The 24,817-nt window shown below is 32.7% G+C and carries 21 protein-coding genes; 14 read left to right on the forward strand and 7 right to left on the reverse strand.

The genetic code is table 11. The annotated features are described in order from the left end of the window. The first annotated feature begins 53 nt into the window (after positions 1-53). A complete protein-coding gene (locus tag BP92_RS0104935; protein ID WP_026725032.1) occupies positions 54-746 on the forward strand; it encodes a hypothetical protein in 693 nt (230 codons plus the stop codon). A 133-nt stretch (positions 747-879) separates the two neighbouring features. Here BP92_RS0104935 and BP92_RS0104940 read toward each other — a convergent pair whose 3' ends face one another. The 4 genes from BP92_RS0104940 to BP92_RS17325 form a co-directional block, all read right to left on the reverse strand. After that, positions 880-2,346, reverse strand: coding sequence for an oligosaccharide flippase family protein (locus BP92_RS0104940; protein ID WP_026725033.1), 1,467 nt, complete (start codon positions 2,344-2,346; stop codon positions 880-882). An 18-nt stretch (positions 2,347-2,364) separates the two neighbouring features. After that, a complete protein-coding gene (locus BP92_RS0104945) occupies positions 2,365-3,660 on the reverse strand; it encodes a glycosyltransferase family 4 protein (RefSeq protein ID WP_026725034.1) in 1,296 nt (431 codons plus the stop codon). 109 nt (positions 3,661-3,769) lie between these two features. Then, positions 3,770-6,286: a YfhO family protein gene (locus BP92_RS0104950; protein ID WP_026725035.1), complete on the reverse strand. Its 2,517-nt coding sequence runs from the start codon at positions 6,284-6,286 to the stop codon at positions 3,770-3,772. A gap of 90 nt (positions 6,287-6,376) precedes the next feature. Next, positions 6,377-6,529 carry a DUF4834 family protein gene (locus BP92_RS17325; protein WP_228063935.1) on the reverse strand — a complete coding sequence of 51 codons (153 nt, stop codon included), beginning with the start codon at positions 6,527-6,529 and terminating at the stop codon, positions 6,377-6,379. A gap of 209 nt (positions 6,530-6,738) precedes the next feature. On the opposite strand from BP92_RS17325, the gene BP92_RS0104960 reads away from it, so the two are divergent. Then, a complete protein-coding gene (locus BP92_RS0104960) occupies positions 6,739-7,707 on the forward strand; it encodes a transporter (protein ID WP_026725037.1) in 969 nt (322 codons plus the stop codon). Position 7,708: 1 nt separating this feature from the next. Next, entirely contained in the window at positions 7,709-8,830 is a 1,122-nt protein-coding gene (locus tag BP92_RS0104965) for a hypothetical protein (RefSeq protein ID WP_026725038.1), read from the forward strand. A 56-nt stretch (positions 8,831-8,886) separates the two neighbouring features. On the opposite strand, the gene BP92_RS0104970 is transcribed toward BP92_RS0104965, so the two are convergent. Next, the gene (locus BP92_RS0104970) at positions 8,887-10,146 is read right to left on the reverse strand and encodes an aminotransferase class I/II-fold pyridoxal phosphate-dependent enzyme (RefSeq protein ID WP_026725039.1); all 1,260 of its coding nucleotides are present in this window, start codon (positions 10,144-10,146) and stop codon (positions 8,887-8,889) included. 248 nt (positions 10,147-10,394) lie between these two features. Here BP92_RS0104970 and BP92_RS0104980 point away from each other — a divergent pair, with 248 nt between their 5' ends. Next, entirely contained in the window at positions 10,395-10,967 is a 573-nt protein-coding gene (locus BP92_RS0104980; RefSeq protein WP_026725040.1) for a non-canonical purine NTP diphosphatase, read from the forward strand. Here the strand turns inward: BP92_RS0104980 and BP92_RS0104985 are convergent. After that, positions 10,945-11,559, reverse strand: coding sequence for a trimeric intracellular cation channel family protein (locus BP92_RS0104985; RefSeq protein WP_026725041.1), 615 nt, complete (start codon positions 11,557-11,559; stop codon positions 10,945-10,947). The genes BP92_RS0104980 and BP92_RS0104985 overlap by 23 nt on opposite strands. A 182-nt stretch (positions 11,560-11,741) precedes the next feature. Between BP92_RS0104985 and BP92_RS0104990 the strand changes: the two genes are divergently transcribed. Together BP92_RS0104990 and BP92_RS0104995 are read left to right on the forward strand one after the other, a co-directional pair. Further along, positions 11,742-13,643, forward strand: coding sequence for a DEAD/DEAH box helicase (locus tag BP92_RS0104990; RefSeq protein ID WP_026725042.1), 1,902 nt, complete (start codon positions 11,742-11,744; stop codon positions 13,641-13,643). 86 nt (positions 13,644-13,729) lie between these two features. After that, complete coding sequence (locus BP92_RS0104995; RefSeq protein WP_026725043.1) at positions 13,730-14,503, forward strand: carboxypeptidase-like regulatory domain-containing protein; 774 nt, start codon at positions 13,730-13,732, stop codon at positions 14,501-14,503. A gap of 1 nt (position 14,504) precedes the next feature. On the opposite strand, the gene BP92_RS0105000 is transcribed toward BP92_RS0104995, so the two are convergent. Then, positions 14,505-15,182 (reverse strand): TrmH family RNA methyltransferase, encoded by a 678-nt coding sequence (locus tag BP92_RS0105000; RefSeq protein ID WP_026725044.1) that lies wholly within the window; start codon positions 15,180-15,182, stop codon positions 14,505-14,507. A gap of 55 nt (positions 15,183-15,237) precedes the next feature. Here BP92_RS0105000 and BP92_RS0105005 point away from each other — a divergent pair, with 55 nt between their 5' ends. The 8 genes from BP92_RS0105005 to BP92_RS0105040 all read left to right on the forward strand — a co-directional run bounded on the left by BP92_RS0105005 (position 15,238) and on the right by BP92_RS0105040 (position 24,763). After that, positions 15,238-15,768, forward strand: a complete 531-nt coding sequence (locus BP92_RS0105005) for an RNA polymerase sigma factor (RefSeq protein ID WP_026725045.1) — start codon at positions 15,238-15,240, stop codon at positions 15,766-15,768. Then, positions 15,761-16,546: an anti-sigma factor gene (locus BP92_RS0105010; protein WP_026725046.1), complete on the forward strand. Its 786-nt coding sequence runs from the start codon at positions 15,761-15,763 to the stop codon at positions 16,544-16,546. Before BP92_RS0105005 ends, BP92_RS0105010 begins: the two co-directional genes overlap by 8 nt. Before the next feature lie 57 nt (positions 16,547-16,603). After that, positions 16,604-17,311 (forward strand): SIR2 family NAD-dependent protein deacylase, encoded by a 708-nt coding sequence (locus tag BP92_RS0105015; RefSeq protein WP_026725047.1) that lies wholly within the window; start codon positions 16,604-16,606, stop codon positions 17,309-17,311. Between the two features lie 56 nt (positions 17,312-17,367). Continuing rightward, positions 17,368-18,711, forward strand: coding sequence for an adenylosuccinate lyase (purB, locus tag BP92_RS0105020; RefSeq protein WP_026725048.1), 1,344 nt, complete (start codon positions 17,368-17,370; stop codon positions 18,709-18,711). Positions 18,712-18,724: 13 nt separating this feature from the next. Continuing rightward, the gene (locus BP92_RS0105025; RefSeq protein WP_051604395.1) at positions 18,725-19,504 is read left to right on the forward strand and encodes a polysaccharide deacetylase family protein; all 780 of its coding nucleotides are present in this window, start codon (positions 18,725-18,727) and stop codon (positions 19,502-19,504) included. Between the two features lie 71 nt (positions 19,505-19,575). Further along, positions 19,576-21,813, forward strand: coding sequence for a cation:proton antiporter domain-containing protein (locus tag BP92_RS0105030; RefSeq protein ID WP_026725050.1), 2,238 nt, complete (start codon positions 19,576-19,578; stop codon positions 21,811-21,813). A 103-nt stretch (positions 21,814-21,916) separates the two neighbouring features. Next, positions 21,917-24,217, forward strand: a complete 2,301-nt coding sequence (locus BP92_RS16675; protein WP_160169117.1) for a CAP domain-containing protein — start codon at positions 21,917-21,919, stop codon at positions 24,215-24,217. 36 nt (positions 24,218-24,253) lie between these two features. Further along, positions 24,254-24,763 (forward strand): CAP domain-containing protein, encoded by a 510-nt coding sequence (locus tag BP92_RS0105040; protein WP_026725051.1) that lies wholly within the window; start codon positions 24,254-24,256, stop codon positions 24,761-24,763. Positions 24,764-24,817 lie beyond the last annotated feature (54 nt).

Genomic DNA, 24,817 nt, shown 5'->3' on the forward strand with positions numbered 1-24,817 from the left:
GTTTTAGAAACGAGTTTTAAAATTGAGTTGCTAAATTTTTAAATTGTTGTATCATGAAAAAAATTACACTTTTAGTAGTAGCCAGTATCCTTCTGGTAGGGAACATGGCTTTAGCGTCAGAAAATCCTGTTTTTTCTGACAACACAAACAGAAGAGGATATTACATCGATTATAGAGATGCAGAGCCTATTATCTTCAGAGAGCGCGGAATTGAGTTTATGTTGTTTCCAAATGGAGAATTCGACTTCAACACAAGACCATCAGGACCAAGATATGCAGTAAACGGTACAAATGGAGCTCCTGGCACAAGAGGTTATTACGGAACTTCTGAAAGAGGAATTCGAGTTGAGCATGATAACTTTGGTAGAGTAAGACGTGTAGGGAATGTTTACATTAACTACGACGCTTTTGGAAGAGTAAAACGCATTGGAACTATCTACATGAGCTATAATAGTTTTGCAGTAACTAGAGTTGGAAATATGCGAATTATGTACGACAGAAGAGGAAGAATTGTAGATGTATATGGCTTTATCAACTATGCAAACAGCGGATATGTTTACAACCCAAGAGGAGAGCATTATTCTGGAGGAAATGGTGGTTATGGCTACGATGACGATTATGATGATGATTACGAAAGTGATGATGACTTTTACTACTATAGAAAAGATGGCTCTAAAGCCAAAATGTCTGAAGATGACGTAAAAGAAATCAAAAGAGAAACTTTAGAAATGAAAAAAGATAAATAATAATTGGTTGGTTAGTTTGTTTTTAAATCCTGCGGATTCTGGGAAGATGAAGCAGGATTTTTTGTTTTTAAATTTTAAAAAAATTTATTTGGAACACAGATTGAATTAATCAAAGAAATTAAAAAAATCTTTATTATTTCTTCAGAATTCTCTTGAAAACAGAGTTCATCACAAAATTGATATCAGAAGAAATTTTTAAATAATAACTCAATCCTAAGTAGAAAATGGTTACTAAAATAGATTTCAAGATAATATTTACGAAAGGATGAAAGCTAAAATCCCAATAATAAAATACTCCAAAACTTACTATTGCTAAAACTAAAGCTACGATTGTATTTTTTGTAAACGGAAATAACTTCATTTTAAGCACTACAAAAAGTAGTTTAGCTAAACTATATAACGTAATCGAAATTAACGTTGCTATTGCTGCTCCATTCAAGCCATAAAGCGGAATGAAAATCATATTTAGAGAAACCGTTAGAAAGACTAAGAACAATCCTAAAAATAAAACCGCTTTATAATACTTCGAATTAAAAATGATCGAATTATTATTTCCTAAAATCAAATCGAAATACTTTGAAATTCCAATTAGGAAAACGACAGCAATTCCTTCTTTATATCCAGCTGGCAAAACACCATATAATTCATTGATATTCACTAAAATACCTATCAAAATTAATCCACCAATAACTTGTAGCGTAATTGAAGACTTTTTATACAATTCATTTAATTCATCGTGTTTATTTTCGCTCATTAATTTAGCCGTAATAGGATACGTAATTTGATGCATCGCACGACTAGGAACCGCAATAACCGTCGCAATAAATATAGCAACCGAATAAAAAGCGATATTATCAATGTTGATGTAAAAATTCAGCATGAATTTATCGACATCTAACAACATATTTGCTACACTTCCTGATAAGATGATAAAAAAACAATAGGTTAAAATTGCTTTATAATTATCTGGAAAAACTAGCTTAAAATGAGGTAATTTCACTTTCATCGCATAAAAAAACATCGTTAAAAGCAATAAAAAGTAAATTCCCATCAAAGTAAAAACGAATTGTTGTGGCGAAATCACATCAAAATAAACCGCAAATAAGAATATGGAAATCAGAATCCGAAGCAAAACTTCTTTTACAAAGCTACCATAAACCGATTGCAAATGCACTTTTACCCAGGCATAAAAAATCTCGAAATACCCCATACACAATCCAATCACAGGAATTTGCCACACATAATCGTAAACAATTTGATTTTTTTGAGACAATAAACTCGCTATTTGGTGGTAACCAAAAAACCCGATTAAACTTACCGGAAGCACTATCAATAAAGGCAAAACCAATACAAAAGTTAGAAATTGTGCTTTTTTTTCTTCTGTTTCGTATTCGTTATAAAATTTCACCAAAGTATTATGAACTCCAAACGCCATTAAAGGCATCATAATGTTAGCAGCGGATAGTATAAATCCCACCAAACCATAATAAGTATCACCTAGAAATTGTCCGTACATGAACAACGTATTAATCGCACCAATTCCAAAACCAATGTAAGTAATGATGGTGTTTTTAATCGATTGTTTGATGACGATTCCCATATTTTTAGTAAAAAGTGATTAGTGACTAGTGATTAGCAGTTTGGCTAATTTTTCTGTCAATGATTTTCTGCTGTATTGTTGCAAACCTACTGGATATACTTTTAAATTATTTTGCTGAAATTGCTCGAAATAGGTCAGAATTTGTGCTTTTAAAGCTTCTAATTCGTCATATTTGAAGAAAGTTCCCGTATTGGTTTCTTTAATAATTTGAGCGAAATCAGCATGTTCTGGTCCGATAGCCACAATTGGTCGTTCTGAAACCATATATTCAAATAATTTTCCAGGAATAATGCATTTGGTTTCTTCCGAATCAATTTCGATAAGCAATAAAACTTGTGAACTTCTTTGTTCGATTATGGCTTCATCGTGTGGCAAATAGCCCAAATGATTCACATATTTTTCTAACTTAAATTCTTTAATCGCCTGAAGTACCTCAGCACTCACCGCTCCAATCAATTTTAATTGAAAATGATTTTTAAAATGTGGGTTTTCTTTGGTCAATTCTTTCAAAGCTTTCCATAAAATTCTTGGATTTCTTGCAGATAAAAACGAACCAATATGTGCTAAAGTAAATTTTTCATCCAAAGATTTTTTATCCACTTGTTCCACATCATATCCATTGGTAATCACTTCAATTGGTTTTGAAGTAATGGCTTCAAATTCTGTTTTTGTGGTTGGAGAAGTAACTAAAAGTCGGTCACAAGTCGTCATGACTTCTTTTTCCAAATCTTTGTGTTTTTTGGCTGCCCAAGAACTTAATTTTAGTTGTTTGTGATAGCCAATAGTTGTCCAAGGATCACGAAAATCGGCCAACCAAGTAATATTGAGTTCTCTTTTTAATTGCAAACCAATCAAATGCAAACTATGTGGTGGACCCGTTGTAATTATCGTATCGATTTGATTTTCTTGAAGATATTGTTTCAAGAATTTAACCGAAGGTTTCACCCAAAATACTCTTGCATCTGGAATAAAAACGTTGCCACGAATCCAAAGCATTGCTTTTTCTATAAACGATTGCTTTTTTTGATTCGGAATAATTCCGGAACTGATTTTTTTGGTCTTATTTTTTGAAAAAACAGAAGCTAATCCGTAAGGTTCAAAAATCGGTTTTTTGATAATAATAGCTTTATCCGAAACTTCACTCAATAATTTCTCATCAACCAACGGATAAGTTGGATTTTCAGGAATATAAACGTGAGGTTCGATATTAAAATCGGGTAAATATTTGACAAATTTCAACCAACGCTGTACACCTGGACCTCCTGCTGGTGGCCAGTAATACGATATAATGAGTATTTTTTTGGTTGGTTGCAACTTTATATTTTTTAAACACATAGACACATAGGTCTACTTTAATAATTTATAGAAAAGCGTTTCACTTAACATAGTAAACAGAGAAAATCTGTGTTTTCCACGTTCCAAACTAATTATGCTTTTTCTTATTCTCAAAATAAACTCCAGCTCCAATTAATAAAAGCATTCCGATTGAACTCATTAATGCGATTGTACTTCCTGTTTTTATCACTTCTGGTTCAAATTTGAATTCGATAGTATGTTTTCCTGCTGGAATTTGTAAACCTCTTAAGACGTAATTTACATTCAAAATTTCAGCCTCTTTTCCATCTATCGTTGCTTTCCAACCGTTCTTATAATACATTTCAGAGAAAACCGCGAAGCCTTCACTGCTGTTATTTGAAACGTATTTCAAATGATTTGGTTTGTAGGCAACTAAATTTATTGATGAAATAGAATCTTTTTCATATTCTAAATTTGAAATAGGAAGTGCAGGTGCTTTTAAATATTTTGTAGCATCAATAGTTCTAAAAATAGCCACTCTTTTTGTATCCAAAGTATCCAACGCTTTGATTTCTTCATTGGCAGATTTTACAAGCTTAATTTCTTCTACAAACCATGCATTTCCATTAGCAAAAGGATTGGTAACGGGAACGTCGCCATTGCCAGTAGGAACAATTACATATTTTACATTTAACATATCCAAAACTGGATTGCTTTTTGTAAAACTATAGGTTTGCATATCTATTGAACTTGCTAATTTTTCAATATTTTTCTCAATGTTATATTCAAATAACTGGTCAACTCTTCTTGGGCGAACAGCGCTATAACCTCCAACTGCTTTATGGAAATAAGACGTTCTTCCTTGCAATCTTCCTTGAATTTCGTATACTCTGTAATTTGACGTGTCTTGTAAAATTTGCTTATCAGCTTCTGTTGGTTCAAAAGGCATATCTACTTCGCGGGCACTTCTAAATTGACTTGGATTGTTATTCAAATAACGTTTATCGACCATAAATAAATCGGAAACCATAAAGAATCCAACCAATACAACAGCTGTAGTTTGTGCCAATTTTTTTTGGATATACAACCATAAAACAATCGCTACAGCTAACATGAATAAACCTGAACGCATTAAATCGCTAGTATAGAAATTTATTCTATCTTCTTTTAAGGCGTTTATAAAATTGATTCCGAATGATTTATCTTGGCTTTCACCAAACATTTGCATCAATTGTTGGTCGATTGGAGCTGAAAAATTAAAGAATCCTTTTGCTAAGTATAATACAACTACTAATCCTAAACTAGTAGCAGCAGCTTTCCATAAACTTGTCCATTGTGCTTCTTTTTCCGAAGTAAAAAAAGATTGAAGTCCCATAATGGCTAATACTGGAAAACATAACTCCAACACTACCTGAATAGAAGAAACCGCACGGAATTTATCATACAAAGGCACGAAATCAACAAAGAATCTCGTCAAAGCATCAAAATTTTTACCCCATGAAAGCAATAAAGAAAGAATGGCTCCAGCTAGGAATAAATATTTAACTTTTCGCTTATCGTGATATAATCCTAAAACCGCTAAGAAAAACACAATTGCTCCAATGTAAGCTGGTGCTTCAACAATTGGTTGTTCTCCCCAATATGTTTTCCCGTAATATTGAACCGTTTGTAAGGCTTCTGGTGGTGTAGCGCCATAATTCAATAAAAACTCATATAAAGCTGATTTTTCGTCTAATTCTTCTCCATTTCCACCTCCAAAAAGTCTTGGTGCAATTAAGTTAAAACTTTCCGTAACACCATAACTATATTCCGTTATGTATTCATACTTCATGGATGAATCTTCGGTGTTTTTGGAACCATCGGCATTAAAAGTTAATTCGCTTTTCCCGCGGATACTGTGATTGGCATATTCTGAAGTTGCCATTAAATTAGTAGCATTGGCACCTATGGCTAAAATTCCTGCAACAGCAAATACTCCAATAATTTTTCCTAATTCTTTAAATTCCTTATTCTTAACTGCAATTACCACATAATACACTCCGATTATCGCTAATAAGAGTAATAAGTAATACGTCATTTGGAAGTGATTCGCATTAATTTCTAATGCTGCTGCGACCATAGTAAGCAAACCTCCAATTACATATTTTCGTTGGAAAACCAATAAAACTCCTGCAATTACCATTGGCATATAAGCGATGGCGTGAGCTTTAGCATTGTGTCCAACTCCTAAAATAATAATCAAATACGTTGAAAATCCAAAGGCTAACGCTCCGAAAAATGCTTTTAACGGATCTACTTTTAACACCATCAACAACACATAAAACCCTAAGAAATAAAGGAATAAATAATCCGCAGGGCGAGGTAAAAATCGTAACCCATCATCTACCATTCCAATAACATCATTTGGATATTTTGCACCTAACTGATAGGTTGGCATTCCTCCAAAAGCACTATTTGTCCAATACGGCTCTTCACCCGTTTCATTTCTAAAGTCATTTTGTTCTTTAGCCATTCCGGTATATTGAACAATATCGGATTGGAAAATTTTATTTCCTTGTAAAACTGGGTAAAAATAAATTAGGGAAACCAAAATAAACCCTACTAAAACCAATAAATGAGGATATAATGCTTTGATATTTTTCATGTGTAGTAAATAATGAATATAAGGCGCTAAAGTAATTAAAAAAAGGATATTGTTAAAATATCCTTGGGAGTAATCTTGTTAAACTAACAATTATTTCACTTCTTCGTAATCAATGTATTCACCCACTTCTTTTTTAGGTTTTGGGGCTGGAGCACTTGCTTGAGAAGTTCTATTTTGTTGTTCTTGTTGTTGTCTGTACTGTTCCTGCATTTGTTCTTGCATTTTATTTACGGCCTTTTGCATTAAAATTGGAGCAAAAATTCGCATTAAAAACTTAAACAAATAATAAAAGAGTATAATATAAAATATAACCTTTATTGTTCCTGTAAGAGAAGCCATTTCCATGCTAATAAAATTTAAAATTCAAAAATACAGATATTGGTTGGGAAAACTTCAAAATTGTTTCATAAAATTATGATAAAATAACTATTTTTGGAGATAAATCTTTTTTTATGAAATCTATTCAAGTACTTTTTATTTTAATCTTCGGGATTACTTCACAAATTACATTTGGCCAATTTACGGATGAAATTAATTCTAATCGTCCAGGAAAATCGATGATGGCTTATGCTGTTGGTAAAAAAATCATTCAAACCGAAACGGGCGTAACTTATGTTTCAGAAGATCACGATCTTTTAGGATATCAAGCAAAAGGATTTATCGGAGAATTAGCCATTCGCTATGGTGTTTGGAAAGAAGAATTAGAGGTTATTGCAGATATTCAATATCAAAACGACAAACTTACCGTTGGTAATTTTGAAGAGAAAAGAAATGGTTTCAAACAATTGACATTAGGAGCGAAATATTTAATTTACGATCCCTTTAAAAATTATGTAGAAAAAGAGAACATCTACAGTTGGAAAGCCAACAAAAAATTCAAATGGAGACAATTTATTCCGGCTTTTTCAATGTATGCTGGAGCAAATTTCAATGTGGGTGATACTCCTTTTAATTATGCTCCGGCAGATATAAAAGAGCCTAGCTTTAGTCCAAAAGTAACAGCAATTGCTCAAAATCATTTTGGAGGTAGATGGGTTTTAGTAACGAACTTAACTTACGATAAAATAGGAACCGATTTTGCTTCTATCAACTATATTGTAACATTAACCAGAGGTTTCAATGCAAAATGGTCGGGATTTATTGAAAATCAAGGCTATATGGGTGATTATTACAGCGACGGTGTTTTCAGAATTGGAGCTGCCTTTTTGTTTGACAAAAACATGCAAGTTGATGCTTCATTAGGGAAAAACCTTAAAGACACTCCTGGTTTATTGAATGCCGGAATTGGTTTTTCATGGCGTTTTGCAGACCAGTATGAAGAAGTTCAAATGGCAAAACCCGGTACAGAAACTAAAACCGACAAAAAAATGAAGAAAAAAGGTGAAAAAGAAGCGAAGAAAAGAAAAGATGCAGTAGAATAAAATGATAACAATTAAAGAAGCCCTTACCAAAAAAGAAATGAAAGATTACGTTATGTTTTCTTTCGAATTGTATAAAAATAACCCTTATTGGATTCCACCAATTATTGCTGAAGAATTAGAAACTTTTGATAAGACAAAAAATCCAGCATTAAAAACAGCTGAAGCCCATTTTTATTTGGCTTATAAAGACAATAAAATTGTTGGTAAAATTGCAGCCATAATTAATTGGGAAGAAGTTAATCTATTAGAAAAAAGAAAAGTCCGTTTTGGTTGGTTTGATGTTATTGATGATATTGAAGTAACAAAAGCTCTTTTAAATAAAGTAGAAGAATTAGGCAGAAAACACAACATGGATCACATGGAAGGTCCAATGGGTTTCTCTAACCTAGATAAAGTTGGCGTATTATCTGAAGGTTTTGACCAATTGGGAAACATGATTACTTGGTATAGTTTACCTTATTATATCACTCACTTTGAACAACTCGGATTGGTTAAAGAAAAAGAGTACATAGAAAGTGACTTTTCTTTCAATGGTATTAATCCTGAACCTTTTCAAAAAGCCAGCGAATTAATTAAAAAAAGATATGAATTACGTTGCTTAAATTTCACAAAAACAAAAGACATTATGCCTTATGTGGATAAAATGTTTGATTTGTTTAACGAAACTTATTCTAAACTGCAATCATTTGTACCAATCAATGATATCCAAAAAGAATATTTCAAAAAGAAATATATTGGTTTTATCAATCCCGAATTTATTAAATTCATAATGGATAAGGACGACAATATGGTTGCATTTGCAATTGTAATGCCTGGTTTTGCTCAAGCACTTAAAAAAGCAAACGGAAAACTTTTCCCTTTTGGTTTTTATCATTTGTTACAAGCACGTAAACATTCAAAAGAAGTTGTTTTCTATTTAATTGGTGTTACACCTGAATATCAAAGTAAAGGTGTTACAGCTATTGTTTTTGATGAATACTATAAAGTGTGTCAAGCAAAAGGAATTGAGACTTGCATCAGAACTCCAGAATTAGAAGAAAATCATGCCATTCATAATTTATGGAAACATTTTAATTCTAAAATCAATAAGAGAAGAAGAACATATAAAAAGGAATTATTATAAAACAAAAAAGGGATTCAAATTGAATCCCTTTTTTATATGTATTTATTTATAAAGGCTTACTCTACATTTTGAACGTTTGCTTCTGCAATTTTAGCATACGTTCCGTTTACTAATTTTTCACGAATAGCTTCAAAAGCTGCTAAAGTTTCAGCAATATCTTCTAAAGTATGTGAAGCAGTAGGAATCATTCTTAATAAGATAATTCCTTTTGGAATTACAGGATATACAACAATAGAAAGGAAAATTCCGTAGTTTTCACGTAAGTCATTTACCATAACCATCGCTTCTGGAATAGACCCTTCTAAATATACTGGTGTAATACAAGTATTTGTATCACCAATATTGAATCCTCTTTCTTTTAATCCGTTTTGTAATGCATTTACGTTTACCCATAATTTATCTTTGATTTCAGATGAATTACGTAATAACTCTAAACGTTTTAAAGAACCAATAGTTTGAATCATTGGTAATGCTTTTGCAAACATTTGAGAACGTAAATTGTATTTTAAATAATCGATAATATCTTTATCTGCTGCAACGAATGCCCCAATGTTAGCCATTGATTTTGCAAAAGTTGAGAAATACACATCAATTCCATCTTGACAACCTTGCTCTTCTCCTGCTCCAGCACCCGTTTTACCTAATGTACCAAAACCATGAGCATCGTCAACTAACAAACGGAAATTGTATTTTTCTTTCATTGCTACAATTTCTTTCAATTTACCTTGTTGTCCTCGCATTCCGAAAACACCCTCAGTAATAAATAAGATTCCACCTCCTGTTTCCGTAGCCATTTTAGTTGCACGTTGCAGGTTTTTCTCCATACTTTCTAAATCATTGTGTTTGTAAGTAAAACGTTTTCCCATGTGTAAACGTACCCCATCAATAATACAAGCATGAGAATCTACATCGTATACAATGATATCGTTTTTAGTTACTAAAGCATCAATAATAGACACCATTCCTTGGTAACCAAAGTTTAATAAATAAGCTGATTCTTTCATTACAAAAGCAGCTAATTCATTTTCTAATTGTTCGTGATATTTAGTATGACCACTCATCATACGAGCTCCCATTGGGTAAGCTGCTCCATATTGAACTGCCGCATCAGCATCTGCTTTACGAACTTCTGGATGATTTGCTAAACCTAAATAATCATTCAAACTCCAATTTAAAATATCTTTTCCATGAAATTTCATTCTTGGACCCAACTCTCCTTCTAATTTAGGAAATACATAATATCCTTCTGCTTGTGAAGCCCATTTTCCTAACGGACCTTTATTGTTTTGAATTCTTTCGAATAAATCTTTTACCATGATATATAATAGGTGTTAAAAACGAAGCAAAAGTATAAAGAAAAAAGTTTTTATTATAAATTTTAAGCCTAAAAAAATTCACTGATAAAATAAAAATTCAAAAAAGCTTGGTAAATCAATAAATGCAATTACCTTTGCACCGAACGACACAGAAATGTGGTTACACGTTCACCTTAAAAGTCGGGGGCTCCACCTCGACTTTTTGCTTTTTATACATTTCGTATCTTTGTTTTTTAAAATCATTTTTCATGAAACTCGTATTCGCATCCAACAATAAAAACAAAATTCAGGAAATTCAAGCTTTAGTTCCAAAAACCATTCAAATTGTAAGTTTAGAAGAAATTGGTTGTACAGAAGATATTCCAGAAACTGCTGAAACTATCGAAGGAAATGCCATTCTAAAAGCCAATTATGTTACAGAAAAATATGGCTACGATTGTTTTGCTGATGATACAGGCTTAGAAGTGGAAGCTCTGAATGGAGCTCCTGGAGTTTATTCCGCTCGCTATGCTGGCGAACAAAAAGATGCCAACGATAATATGGATAAACTTTTATCCGAATTAAAAGATAAAGCAAATCGAAAAGCCAACTTTAAAACCGTTATTGCTTTAAATCTTAATGGAGAACAAAACTTATTTACCGGAATCATCAATGGAAAAATCATAGATAAAAAAATCGGAACAAACGGTTTTGGTTATGACCCTATTTTTGTTGCTGAAGGATTTGATAAAACCTTTGCTGAATTGACTATGGAAGAAAAATCAACTATTAGTCACAGAGGAATTGCAGTTAAAGAACTTATTCTTTTTTTGCAAAAATAGAACCTATAGGCAAACTCCAGTTGTATTTAAAAGCAATTAATCGCAAAGAAATAATAAAAACCGCGACTATTAATGAAATAATATCACTTTGTATTTGTAATTCTTGCAAAAGGAAAAACAAAATTCCACCTGCAATACAAAGCGTAGCATAAATTTCCTTTCGGAATAAAACCGGAATTTCATTACACAAAATATCGCGAATTACTCCACCAAAAGTAGCCGTAATAGTTCCTAAGATTACACAAACCACAGGACTCAAACCAAATTCCAAACCTTTTTCTAAACCAATTAAGGTAAAAACCCCTAATCCAATCGTATCAAATAAAAACATCGAGATACGCAAACGCTCTAAATAACGATTGAAAACAACTGAAAGAAAAAATCCAAGGGTAATAATGTAAACATAATCGATATCTAACATCCAGCCGACAGGTGTTCGTCCAATCATTACATCACGAACTGTTCCGCCTCCTAAAGCAGTGACAAAAGCGATACAATAAACACCAAATAAGTCTAATTTCTTATAAATAGCAGTCAAAGCACCCGAAATAGCAAACACTAAAGTTCCAATAACGTCTAAAAGTTCAAACATGTCGCATCATTTTTTACAAAAGTAGTTCATTTTGCAATTTTTCTATCCCAAATTCAACTATAAAACATTTTTTATAAAATCTGTAAAAATGCATGAAAATGTAATTAATTGAAAATCAATTAGTAACAAATTAGTTAATCTGATTTATAAAGCGTACCTTTGCACCCAATTTAAAATATTTTATGAATAAATTTGAACAATTAGGATTGAATGAGTCGCTACTGCTGGCGATTAAAGATCTAGGATTTGAGAATCCGTCAGAAGTACAAGAAAAAGCGATTCCAGTACTATTGGAACAAAACACAGATTTAGTTGCCCTAGCGCAAACAGGTACAGGGAAAACCGCAGCTTTTGGTTTCCCGCTAATTCAAAAAATTGATGCTGAGAACAAAAATACTCAAGCCTTAATTTTATCGCCAACACGTGAATTATGCTTACAAATCACCAACGAGATTAAATTATACTCAAAGTACATAAAGGGGTTACATACTGTGGCTGTTTATGGTGGTGCAAGCATTACAGAACAAGCTAGAGAAGTGAAACGTGGTGCACAAATTATTGTGGCTACACCAGGTAGAATGCAAGACATGATTAACAGAGGTCTTGTAAACATTAAAAACATCGATTTTTGTATCTTAGATGAGGCAGATGAGATGTTAAACATGGGATTCTACGAAGACATTTGTTCCATTTTATCGGACACACCAGACGAGAAAAACACTTGGTTATTCTCTGCAACAATGCCTGCTGAAGTAGCGCGTATTGCAAAACAATTCATGTCGAGCCCAGAAGAAATTACGGTTGGACACAAAAATTCAGGTTCTGCTACCGTTTCTCACGAATACTACGTAGTAAACGCAAGAGACCGTTACGAAGCTTTAAAACGTTTAGCTGATGCTAATCCAGACATTTTTTCAGTAGTTTTTTGTAGAACAAAACGTGATACACAAGCAGTTGCTGAAAAATTAATCGAAGATGGTTATAATGCAGCGGCTTTACACGGAGATTTATCGCAAGCACAACGTGATGGCGTAATGAAATCATTCCGTGGTCGTCAAATTCAAATGTTGGTTGCTACTGACGTTGCGGCTCGTGGAATTGACGTTGATAACGTTACACATGTTGTAAATTATCAATTACCAGACGAAATTGAAACTTACAATCACCGTTCTGGAAGAACTGGTAGAGCTGGAAAATTAGGGACTTCAATTGTAATCGTTACGAAAAGTGAATTGAGAAAAATTCATTCTATCGAGCGTATTATCCAACAAAAATTCCAAGAAAAAACAATCCCTTCTGGAATTGAAATCTGCGAAATTCAGTTATTACATTTAGCGAATAAAATTAAAGATACAGAAGTTGATCACGATATTGACACCTATTTACCTGCAATTAATGAAGTTTTAGATGGTTTATCTAAAGAAGAGTTAATTAAGAAAATGGTATCTGTTGAATTTAATAGATTCATCAACTATTATAAATCGAAACGTGATTTAACAGGCGAAAGAGGAAGTGATAGAGAAAGAAGTTCTGAACCAAGAGAAATTAGAGCGGGTGATCCAGTTCGTTATTTCATCAACATTGGAGCAAGAGACGATTTCGATTGGATGCAATTAAAAGATTTCATCAAAGAAACTTTAGATTTAGGTCGTGATGACGTATTTAAAGTAGACGTAAAAGAAGGTTTCTCTTTCTTTAATACTGATGGTGAACATACTGACAAAGTAATGTCTGTTCTTAACGGATATGACATGAACGGTCGTAGAATCAACGTTGAAATTTCTAAAAACGACGGTGGAGGAAGACGCGATCACAACGGAAGAAATTCTGGTGGTGGAAGACGTGAAGGCGGATTTAGAGGTGAAAGAAGCGGTTCGGCTCCAAGAAGAGACGGTGGTTTCAGAAGCGATAGAGGTTCAGCTCCAAGAAGAGAAGGCGGAAGAGATGGTGGTTTCAGAGGTGAAAGAAACAATGAAAGAAGCAGTTCGGCTCCAAGAAGAGAAGGCGGATTTTCTGACAGAGCTCCAAGACGTGCTGAAAGTGCTGGAGATTCATCAAGACCAAGAAGACCTAGAAGAAGCTAACGATTTTCGTTAATTTTCTTATAATTTTATAGAAAACTACAAAATATCCCCTTTTGATTCGTATTTTTGAATCAATAATTTAAAGGATGAGATATTTTGTAGTTTTTCTTTTTGCCTTGATTTCTAATTTTTGTTTTTCACAAAACGATTCGATTGTGAGAAATATCAAAGGCACTGTTATTCACAACGGAACAAAGCTTCCTATGGGCAATGTTCACGTTATCAATACGTCACGTGTAAAAGGTACTGTAACCAGTCCTAGTGGAACATTTGAAATTGGCGCAAAAGTAAATGACACTATATTGTTTACGTATTTAGGTTACGAAACTGTTAAAGTTAAAGTAACCAACGACTGGATTAAAGAAAACCCAACAAAAATCTACTTGAGTGAAAAAGCCTACGTCTTAGACGAAGTAGTTGTAGCAAAATACAATTTAACAGGTTATGTAGAAGTGGATACAAAATTAATACCCGTATCCGATGACGCTTATCGTTACAGTATTTCTGGATTAAAAGCAGGTTATGAGGGTGGTGAATACAAACCTGGAGCAATTGCAAAGGTTTTAGGTTCTATTTCAAATCCAGCGGATTTCTTATACAATGTATTTGGAAAACGACCAAAAGAAATGAAAAAGCTGAAAGAAATGAAGAAAGACGATACTGTTAGAAATCTTTTAGCCACTAAATTTGACAGAGAAACGTTAGCTGCTTTGTTAGAAATTAGTAAAGACGACATTCCTTTAATCCTTCAAAACTGTAATTATTCTGAATATTTTATCCAAACTGCAAACGACTTGCAAATCATGGATGCTATTAGTGCTTGCTATGAAGATTATAAAATCTTAAAGAAGAATAAATAATTTATTCCGAAACGTTTTCTTTTAATTCGTGAAACTTACGTTCAATAAACTCAATATCTTTTATAGATTTCCGTGTCCAATCAAGGCGTTTTTCTAAAACTTCTTCTTCAGATAATTGCCAATCGATATTAGATTGTCTTAATCGGTTCGTAATATCTTGGATAATAATAGCCGCAGAAACTGAAATATTCAAACTTTCGGTATAACCCACCATCGGAATTTTCAAAAATCCATCCGCTTGCTGAATTACTTCTTCCGATAATCCATTTCGCTCGGTTCCAAAAAACAAAGCTGATGGCTTCGAAATATCAAATTCGTGCAACATACATGAATCATTATGTGGAGTTGTAGCAATAATTTGATATCCTTTAGCTTTCATCTCGTCAATACAACTTTGAACGGTATTAAATCGATTAACATCGACCCATTTTTGAGCACCCATTGCAATTTCGGTATCAATTCGCTTCCCAAATTTCTGTTCAATCACATTCAATTCTTGAATTCCAAACACTTCACAACTACGCATTACAGCGCTTGTATTGTGTAATTGATACACATCTTCCATGGCAATAGTGAAATGTTTAGTTCTGTTTTTCAACACCCGTAAAAAGCCATCTTTTCTATTCTCGGTAAGAAAACCTTCTAAATATGTTAACAACTCTTGATTAAATTTCTCCATATCGCAAAAATAATACTACTTTTTTTATTATTTTAGACAAAAAAAAGAAAATTGCATGACACAAGAAGAACTTTTGCCCCTATTACTTAAAAAAGACGATAGGTCATTTACACTGCTTTATGACAATTATGCCAAGAGTCTTTATGGAATTATTTTCAATTTAATCAAAGACAAAGAAGAAGCAGAAGATGTGCTTCAGGAAGTTTTTGTTAAAATTTGGAAAAATATTGATACTTACAATACCTCAAAAGGCCGATTATACACATGGATGTTGAACATTGCCCGTAATTCTTCTATCGATAAATTACGTTCTAAAAACTTTAACAACAATCAGAAAAACCTGTCTACCGATAATTTCGTACATATACTTGACGATAACTCGAAGACCATCAACAAAATAGATGCGATTGGAATTAAAGAGTTTATCAAGAAATTGAAACCAAAGTGCATCCAACTAATTGATTTGTTGTTTTTTAAAGGATATACCCAACAAGAAGCGTCTGATGAATTAGAGATTCCTTTAGGAACCGTGAAAACGCAGAATAGAAATTGTATGAATGAATTAAGATTAATGATCAATGAATAGTAGAGAATATATAGAATCAGGTATTTTAGAATTGTATGTATTTGGAAAACTTTCCGATGAAGAAATTGCGGAAGTCAACCAAATGGCAACACAATATCCTGAAGTGAGAGAGGAAATTAAGGCTATTGAATCAGCAGTCATTAATTTATCACACAGTATTGCTCCTCATTTATCGGCAACGAATTTTGAAAAAATCAGAGCTGAATTATTAGGAAGAAGCAAAGTAATTGAAATGAAACCGAAAACAAATTGGGCACAATACACAGGTTGGGTTGCTGCTGCTGTTTTAGTAGTTGGTTTCGGACTTCAATTTTATAAATTAAACCAAACAAATGAAACCTTGAATAATGTTTCGACCGAAAAAAACTTATTACAAGAGTCAATTGTTGATTTAGAATTAAAGAAGAAAGAATCAGAAGAAGTTTTAGCTATTTTAAGAGATACAAGTAATATTGCCGTAGCTTTAGCAGGACAACAAGTAGCACCAAACGCTTATGCAAAAGCCTATTACAACAAAACTACTAAAACAGTTTACATCGATGCATCAGGGCTGCCTGAACCACCAAAAGGAATGGTATATCAAGTATGGTCGTTGCAGTTAGAACCTGTTTTAACACCAACAAGCATTGGTTTACTTGACTCCTATGCGACAAGTTCAACCAAGGTTATAAAAGTAGAAAATGCCGAATCACCACAAGCGTTCGGGATTACTTTAGAACCGGCTGGTGGTAGCGCTAGTCCAACATTAGAACAGCTTTACACCTTAGGAAAAGTATAATCAAAATGCGTCTTTATGGACGCATTTTACTTTTATAAAATTGCAAAAGAAAAGAAAATGAAAAAAATTGTAGTACTAACAGGCGCTGGAATCAGTGCTGAAAGCGGCATTAAAACATTCCGAGATGCTGACGGTTTATGGGAAGGTCATGATATCATGGAAGTGGCTTCTCCTATTGGTTGGAAAAAAAATCCTGAATTGGTTTTGGACTTTTACAACAAAAGAAGAGCCCAACTCTTAACCGTAAAACCCAATAAAGCACACGAAATTTTAGCCGAATTAGAAGAACATTTCGATATTCACATCATAACACAAAACGTAGATGATTTACACGAAAGAGCCGGAAGTAACAAAGTCATTCATTTACATGGCGAATTGTTAAAAGTGCGAAGCATTTCAAACGAAAACTTCGTAATCGATTGGAAACAAGATTTAAATCTAGGTAATTTTGATTTGGAAGGCAATCAATTACGACCACATATCGTTTGGTTTGGCGAAGACGTTCCGATGATTGAACACGCTATTGACATCGTAGAAACAGCTGATATTTTAATCATCATCGGAACTTCATTACAAGTCTATCCTGCTGCTGGATTGATGAATTATGTGAACCAAAACGTTCCAGTTTATTATATCGATCCAAATCCAGCTACAATTTATGATTTACCAAACGAGTTAAAAGTATTACCACTTACCGCCGTTGAAGGAATGAAAATTGTAAAAGAAGAATTGGCAAATTCTATACAAAAAACTTCTGACTTCTAACTTCTAACTTCTAACTTCTTACTATATTTGCACTTCTTTAAACAACACACTACAAAATGCAATTAACAGAATTAAATGCTATTTCGCCAATTGATGGTCGTTATAGAAGCAAAACTATTTCATTATCTCCATATTTTTCTGAAGAAGCCTTAATTAAATACCGCGTTTTGGTAGAGGTTGAATATTTTATTGCTTTGCGCGAAGCTGATATACCTCAATTAGCCAAAATTGACAAATCGATTTACGATTCTTTAAGAGCGATTTACAAAAACTTTTCTACCGAAGATGCACTTTGGATTAAAGAAACCGAAAAAACAACGAATCACGATGTTAAAGCGGTCGAATATTTCATTAAATCGAAGTTTGATAGTTTAGGATTACAAGAATTTAAAGAGTTTATCCATTTCGGATTGACTTCTCAAGATATCAACAATACAGCAATTCCGCTTTCTACTAAAGAAGCATTTGAAAATGTATATTTACCAGGTTTGGTGAGTGTTATTGCGAAATTGAAAGAATTAGCAATGGAATGGAAAGACATTCCAATGTTAGCCAGAACACACGGTCAACCAGCCTCTCCTACTCGTTTAGGAAAAGAAATCTTAGTTTTCGTAGAGCGTTTAGAAGAGCAAATGCGTTTGTTATTCAATGTTCCGTTTGCAGCTAAATTTGGTGGTGCAACTGGAAATTACAACGCACACAAAGTTGCCTATCCAAACACCGATTGGAGAAAATTTGGAAGCGATTTCGTAGAAAACAGTTTGGGATTACACCATTCGTTTCCAACAACACAAATTGAACATTACGACCATTTTGCAGCGTTTTTTGATGCTTTAAAACGAATCAATACCATTTTAATCGATTTAGATAGAGATATTTGGACGTATGTTTCAATGGATTATTTCAAACAAAAAATCAAAGCAGGAGAAATTGGTTCTTCGGCTATGCCACATAAAGTAAATCCAATTGATTTTGAAAATTCGGAAGGAAATTTAGGTATTGCCAATGCAATTTTCGAACATTTATCAGCAAAATTACCACTTTCAAGATTACAACGCGATTTAACTGACAGTACGGTTTTACGTAATATTGGAGTTCCAATGGGACACACGTTAATCGCTTTTGAAGCTACATTAAAAGGATTGAACAAATTGTTATTGAACGAAGAAAAATTCGCAGAAGATTTAGAGAAAAACTGGGCGGTAGTTGCAGAAGCTATCCAAACGATTTTACGTCGTGAAGGCTATCCAAATCCGTACGAAGCTTTAAAAGACTTAACCAGAACGAATACTGTAATTAACAAAGAAGCGATTCATAATTTTATTGGAACTTTAAACGTTTCTGAAGAAGTGAGAGCGGAGTTAATGCAAATTACACCGAGTAACTATTTGGGGATTTAATTCCTTCTAAAATATGCCAAAACCTATCAGTATAAAACTTATTTTTATTAGTTTACTGATAGGTTTTTTCTTTTATTCTTGTTCGTCTTCCAAAACCACAACCACAAATTCAAAAGCAGGGGTTGTTATCACATTTGATGATTACTTCGTAAAAGAATGGAAGGAAGCAGATGTCCAGCTCTCAAAACACAATTGGAAAGCGACTTTTTGCGTGAGTAATTTTGAAAAACTTACAGCAATTGATATTTCAAATTTAAAAGCACTTCAAAGCAAAGGGCACGAAATTGCTGGTCACGGATTTCGTCATCTCAATGCAAAAGAATTCACTAAGAAAAATAAGAAACAACAATACTTGATCGTTGAGATTTTTCCATTAATTGAAGCATTTAAAAAAGAAGGTATCGAAATTAAATCGTATGCCTATCCTTTTGGAGCCAAAACACAAACGTTAGACTACGAATTACAAAAACATTTCGAAATCATAAGAGGAACAGCAAAAGGGGGAAAAAAAGTAGCCGACAACGCTAATTTCTATAACGGAACTCGATTAGCGAACGGAATTGGAATCGACAGCAATTACGAGCATTTTAGTTTAAACTACTTAACTAAAGTTTTAAATTACGCAAAAAAACACAATAAAATAGTCGTTTTCTACGGACACAAACCAGTTAACAAAGCAACTAATGAATATGAAGTAGATGTAAAAACATTAGAAATGATTTGTCAATTTGTGGTTTCAAACCAAATGAAATTTTACACGCTTCAAGAACTAAATTCGTTAAAAAAACAATAAAATTAAGCGCATAAAGAATTGAAATTTTGAAAACTGAACGCTTTTCACTATTTTAGTAAAAATTCAAATGTATGCCAATATTACTAACTGCCTCTACTGTTCATTTACCCAATTTAATTAGCGATTTAGGACTAATTTTAGTCACTGCAGCCATTGCGGTATTAATTTTTAGAATTTTAAAACAACCTTTGGTTTTAGGTTACTTGGTCGCTGGTTTTTTAGCAGGAAATAAATTCGGTTTTTTTCCAACGGTTAAAGACATGAACAGCGTAACGGTTTGGGCAGAAATTGGAGTAATTTTCCTCTTATTCAGTTTAGGTTTAGAATTTAGTTTCAAAAAGCTAATGAAAGTAGGCGGAACGGCTTCTATAACCGCACTCACCCAAATCATATCAATGGTAGCCTTAGGTTATTTCGTAGGCCAAATGATGGATTGGGGCAAAATGAACAGCTTATTTTTAGGCGTTATTTTATCGATTTCTTCTACAACCATCATCTTAAAAACCTTTGACGAATTAGGTGTAAAAACACAAAAATTCGCCGGAAATGTAATTGGAGCCTTAATTGTACAAGATATTTTAGCCATTTTAATGATGGTTTTATTGTCAACCGTTGCGGTAAGTCAACAATTTTCGGGTGGTGAATTATTGCAATCCGTTTTAAAATTGGTTTTCTTTTTAACCATTTGGTTTGTGGCGGGAATTTTCTTTATCCCAACTTTACTTAAAAAAGCCAAACACCTTTTAACCGATGAAATGTTACTAATTGTTTCATTGGCATTATGTTTATTGATGGTTTTATTTGCTGCAAATGTAGGCTTCTCTCCTGCTCTTGGTGCTTTTATCATGGGTTCTATTATTGCCGAAACCACACAAGCGGAACACATTGAACATTTGGTAAAACCTGTAAAAGATTTATTTGGTGCAGTTTTCTTCGTTTCGGTCGGAATGTTGATAGATCCTGAAATGTTAGTCAAATACGGATTTCCTGTAGCTATTTTAACGTTGGTTGTTATCTTAGGACAATCATTAAGTGCTACCATTGGCGCATTATTTTCGGGACAACCGTTGAAACAATCCATACAAACGGGAATGAGTTTATCGCAAATTGGTGAATTCTCGTTCATCATCGCTACATTAGGAATGACGTTAAATGTAACGAGCGATTTCTTATATCCAATTGTGGTTGCGGTTTCTGCTATTACCACCTTCACAACGCCGTTTATGGTGAAATTCTCAACACCATTTTCGTCTTATTTAGAAAAAAAACTACCAAGACGTTGGGTTAAAAAAATCGAACGTTACAGCGCCAATACCGAAGCTATCAAATCGGTTAGTACTTGGCAAATTGTACTTCGCGCCTACTTAACTCAGGTAATTATTCACTCGATTATTATTGTTGCGATTATTCTACTTTCATCTAAATATATTCTTCCATTAGTAGAAGATTCACGTTTTGGAAATGCCATTGCAGCATTAATTACGGTTGTAATTTTATCTCCATTTTTATGGGCTTTATCGCTTAGAAGAGTGGCCGTAGAACAAGTGCAAGAATTAATGCAAGTCAGAAAATACCAAGGTCCGATTATCGTATTAGTATTCTTTAGAATTGCGCTTTCTCTTTTCTATATGGGATTTGTATTGAATGAATTTTTCTCTCCAGTAATCGCTATTATTGCGTTGGTTATTGGAATCGTTTCCTATATTTTATTCCCAAAACGATTGCATGCGTTTTACAACAAAATTGAAGGTCATTTCTTGAGGAATTTCAACGATAGAGAAATTACAAAACAAGCCAACAAACGTCAGAATGTATTATCGCCTTGGGATGGACACATGGCAGATTTTGAAATCGCTACAGCATCCAATTTAGCAGGCAAAACCTTAGAAGAATTAAAAATCAGAGAGCAATTTGGAATCAATATCGCTTCTATTAAACGTGGTGATGTTACGATTAATATTCCAATTAGAACCGAACGCTTATTTCCTGGTGATGAAATCAACGTTATTGGTACAGACGAACAAGTAAAATTATTTAAGAATTACCTAGACAAACACGAGATTGATGCTCCTGAAACTAAAGCAAAAGAAGATATCATCTTACAACAATTAGAACTTAAAAACCGAGTTTGCATAGGAAAAAGCATTCGTGAATCGCAAATTAGAGAAAAAACACACGGCATCATCGTAGGTATCGAACGCAACGGAAAACGTATTTTAAATCCAGAATCGCATTGGATTTTAGAATCTGATGATATTTTGTGGATTGCTGGTGATAGAAAGAAAATTAATGAGTTTTTGAAGGGGTAATTCATTAGTATTCAGTTATCCGCAACGTTTGTCATTCCGAAGGAATCTCTTGGTTTTTTTTGGCATGAAAGTTGTCATTAATTTAGATATCAAACCAAAATCTATGAGTAAATTTTTTCTTTTTGTATCTTTTCTATTTTCCATTTCAATTTTCTCTCAACAAGAAGTTGAAATCGACTTTGAAAAGTTGAATTCAAAAGTTACTATTTTAATAAACAATCACAGGAAATATCTAAAATTAAAAGAATTCGAAAAAGACACTTTTCTTCTTAAGGCAGCTGAAGACCATAGTTTGTATTTACAAAAATTAGGCTTTTTATCTCACGAACAGAAAGATGCAAAAAAGAAGAACCCAAGTGACCGAGTAATCTTTTATGGTGGTAAAAAATTTAGTGGAATTGGAGAAAACATCTTATTCACTTCTATTAAACGAGAAAAATATAGTAATAAAGACTTAGATAAATTAGCACAAACTATTTTCAACCAATGGAAAAATTCACCACCACATTACAAAAACATAATTAATAAAGATTTTGATGCAGCGGATTTAGGTTTTTTCATCGATACTAAAAGAAAAAGAATCTATGCCACTCAGGTTTTTGGAATAAAAGGAATTGAAATCCCAAATCAATTATCTGAAAATGCATTTGGAGTTGAAGAAAAGAATAAAAAATGTAGACCGATTGATTTTGGAACAAAATTACATATTGGAAATAGTATTGAAATAGAGGGCGAAAATGTCATTCTTTATTATCATGATAAACAGAAATTTGAATTGATGTTTTCTGAACCGAAAGATGGAATTGCAATTGATTTTGTTGAAAAAGAACAAATGAGCTGCAGCAAACCAAACACTTTTGACGTTTCTCCAATTTATGATGGAGTTATGTCAGAACCTATTTACAGAGAAGAATTATTAAAAAACAACACCGCTCAAAACGAATACAAGTTAATCACTAAAGTTGGAAAAGTTCCCAATCATCTTATCGGAAAAGAAATTGTCGCTAATGTAATTTTGATTTTTGATAATTGTGCTTGCGAATATGTTGTGCCTTTAAAAATTAAATCAAAAACTATTGATTTATTTCCTTTAGAACCAATCATTGAAGTAACAAATGATGCAAGTTTGAGCAACAAAGGCATTTTGTTCACCGATGAAATTTTATTTGAATTTGATAAAAATAAAATCAAATCAAAAAATGAATTTTACTTTAAAAGTTATAACAAAGTACATTCAACTCAAATTTACAGTTACAGTTCCATCGAAGGAAATGAAATTTCGAACAAAAAATTACATAACGATAGAGCAATTGCTATTGAAAAATTCGCAAGAGATTCTTTGAATATAAAAATGAAACCTTCTTTAGTTATTGCCGAAGAAAATTGGGAAAAATGCTACATTCAATTAGCTATGGAAAACATGGAATATTTAGCAAGTAAACCCAAAAATGAAATTAGAGAGTACATAAATCTAAAAAATAAAGATTTTGAAACGTATCTAAATGACCAAAGAGTTTCTAAATTAGTTGTTAATTATTATGGAGAAATCAATAAAGATTCATTGTCAAATGAAGATTATTTAAACTCTTTATATGACTTAAATCTAAGAACTGCTATTTATGATAAGGATTATAAAAAGGCGAATTTGGCGCTTTCAAAATTGTATACTTTAGAATATAGTTCGAGTATTTTTGATGAAATGGTTTTTAATGAAATTCAAACAAATCCTAAATTAGTTCAAAATGCTACTGCTGTAATCTGTAAAAATTTTGAAAATAACTACTTTAAAACGACACAATTTCTTAAAATTTGGTTAGAAAAATTTGATTCCCTACCAAAAAATGCACAATTAAATTTACTAATTCTTTATTGCAGAATCAATAGTGAATTACTTGAAAAATGGGATGTTAATATTTCTAAATTAACCAATGTTAGTAAGCCAGCGTCAATAGAAAACAAGTTCATAACGTTTAAAGAAAATAAAAAACTCCAATCCAATTTCGATTACATTTTACTTTATTATAGCAATCATATTAATGATTACAAGAACATCAATCGTTATTTCGATAGAGTTTACATGAGTTTTAAATCGAACATAAAAACGAAAGAAGATAGAATTAATTTGGCTTTGTTTGTCAATCATTGGAGCGTTTATAGTTATAGTATTGCTTTACTCAAAGCCGAAATGAATAAGCCTACATTTTCAAAAGAAGAAGCATTATTATTAGCACAAACTGTTACTCTTTTCTTTGATGAAAACGATGTAAAAACGAATCAACAAATTTTAAACAAAGTCTATCAATTGAATAAAAAAGAATGGTGCGAATGGCAAAAAGAAAACTTCAATCTTTTAAGAAACGAACAAATTAAATCAGATTTCTGTAAAAAATGCAATAATCTTTAGTTAAAAAGAGTTATCATAGAAAAATCTCCAACTAACATGAAAACCCAAATCACCCTATTCCTACTCCTACTTTCTTCTTTAAGTTTCAGTCAAAATCAAAACAAAATTGATTTAGAAAAACTGAAAACAAAAGTATATCAATTAGTAAACGAAGAACGCTCTAATAACGACAGAAAAGTTCTTGGTTTGGATGCTTATTTGAAAAAAGCAGCGGATGACCATGCTAAATACATTGCAAAAGCTCAAACCTTATCGCACGAACAGACTGATGCTAAAAAGCAAAGTCCAAAAGAACGCGTGTATTTTTATGGCGGAAATTCGTTTGTTCTGGTTGGTGAAAACTTATTATTTACAGGAATTAAAGACCAAATTTACTCTGAAGCCGACTTAGATGCTTTAGCCTTAAAAATGTTCAATCTGTGGAAGAAATCACCCAATCATTTGAAAAATATTTTAGATCATCAATACTTTTATACTGAAATCAGTTTTAGCATCGATTGGGAAAACAAGAAAATTTATGCAGTACAATTGTTTGGAGCAAAATAAAAAACCTGATAGCTTATAAACTATCAGGTTTCTATTTCACTGAACACTACTCAC

It is taken from the genome of Flavobacterium sasangense DSM 21067 (assembly GCF_000686885.1).
Taxonomy (GTDB): Bacteria; Bacteroidota; Bacteroidia; order Flavobacteriales; family Flavobacteriaceae; genus Flavobacterium; species Flavobacterium sasangense.

What these genes read in the sequence shown, in the direction of transcription:
- BP92_RS0104935 (WP_026725032.1), top strand. Translation starts at nt 54, where the DNA reads ATGAAAAAAATTACACTTTTAGTAGTAGCCAGTATCCTTCTGGTAGGG.
- BP92_RS0104940 (WP_026725033.1), bottom strand. Translation starts at nt 2,346, where the DNA reads ATGGGAATCGTCATCAAACAATCGATTAAAAACACCATCATTACTTAC.
- BP92_RS0104950 (WP_026725035.1), bottom strand. Translation starts at nt 6,286, where the DNA reads ATGAAAAATATCAAAGCATTATATCCTCATTTATTGGTTTTAGTAGGG.
- BP92_RS17325 (WP_228063935.1), bottom strand. Translation starts at nt 6,529, where the DNA reads ATGCAAAAGGCCGTAAATAAAATGCAAGAACAAATGCAGGAACAGTAC.
- BP92_RS0104960 (WP_026725037.1), top strand. Translation starts at nt 6,739, where the DNA reads ATGAAATCTATTCAAGTACTTTTTATTTTAATCTTCGGGATTACTTCA.
- BP92_RS0104965 (WP_026725038.1), top strand. Translation starts at nt 7,709, where the DNA reads ATGATAACAATTAAAGAAGCCCTTACCAAAAAAGAAATGAAAGATTAC.
- BP92_RS0104970 (WP_026725039.1), bottom strand. Translation starts at nt 10,146, where the DNA reads ATGGTAAAAGATTTATTCGAAAGAATTCAAAACAATAAAGGTCCGTTA.
- BP92_RS0104980 (WP_026725040.1), top strand. Translation starts at nt 10,395, where the DNA reads ATGAAACTCGTATTCGCATCCAACAATAAAAACAAAATTCAGGAAATT.
- BP92_RS0104985 (WP_026725041.1), bottom strand. Translation starts at nt 11,559, where the DNA reads ATGTTTGAACTTTTAGACGTTATTGGAACTTTAGTGTTTGCTATTTCG.
- BP92_RS0104990 (WP_026725042.1), top strand. Translation starts at nt 11,742, where the DNA reads ATGAATAAATTTGAACAATTAGGATTGAATGAGTCGCTACTGCTGGCG.
- BP92_RS0104995 (WP_026725043.1), top strand. Translation starts at nt 13,730, where the DNA reads ATGAGATATTTTGTAGTTTTTCTTTTTGCCTTGATTTCTAATTTTTGT.
- BP92_RS0105000 (WP_026725044.1), bottom strand. Translation starts at nt 15,182, where the DNA reads ATGGAGAAATTTAATCAAGAGTTGTTAACATATTTAGAAGGTTTTCTT.
- BP92_RS0105005 (WP_026725045.1), top strand. Translation starts at nt 15,238, where the DNA reads ATGACACAAGAAGAACTTTTGCCCCTATTACTTAAAAAAGACGATAGG.
- BP92_RS0105010 (WP_026725046.1), top strand. Translation starts at nt 15,761, where the DNA reads ATGAATAGTAGAGAATATATAGAATCAGGTATTTTAGAATTGTATGTA.
- BP92_RS0105015 (WP_026725047.1), top strand. Translation starts at nt 16,604, where the DNA reads ATGAAAAAAATTGTAGTACTAACAGGCGCTGGAATCAGTGCTGAAAGC.
- purB (WP_026725048.1), top strand. Translation starts at nt 17,368, where the DNA reads ATGCAATTAACAGAATTAAATGCTATTTCGCCAATTGATGGTCGTTAT.
- BP92_RS0105025 (WP_051604395.1), top strand. Translation starts at nt 18,725, where the DNA reads ATGCCAAAACCTATCAGTATAAAACTTATTTTTATTAGTTTACTGATA.
- BP92_RS0105030 (WP_026725050.1), top strand. Translation starts at nt 19,576, where the DNA reads ATGCCAATATTACTAACTGCCTCTACTGTTCATTTACCCAATTTAATT.
- BP92_RS16675 (WP_160169117.1), top strand. Translation starts at nt 21,917, where the DNA reads ATGAGTAAATTTTTTCTTTTTGTATCTTTTCTATTTTCCATTTCAATT.
- BP92_RS0105040 (WP_026725051.1), top strand. Translation starts at nt 24,254, where the DNA reads ATGAAAACCCAAATCACCCTATTCCTACTCCTACTTTCTTCTTTAAGT.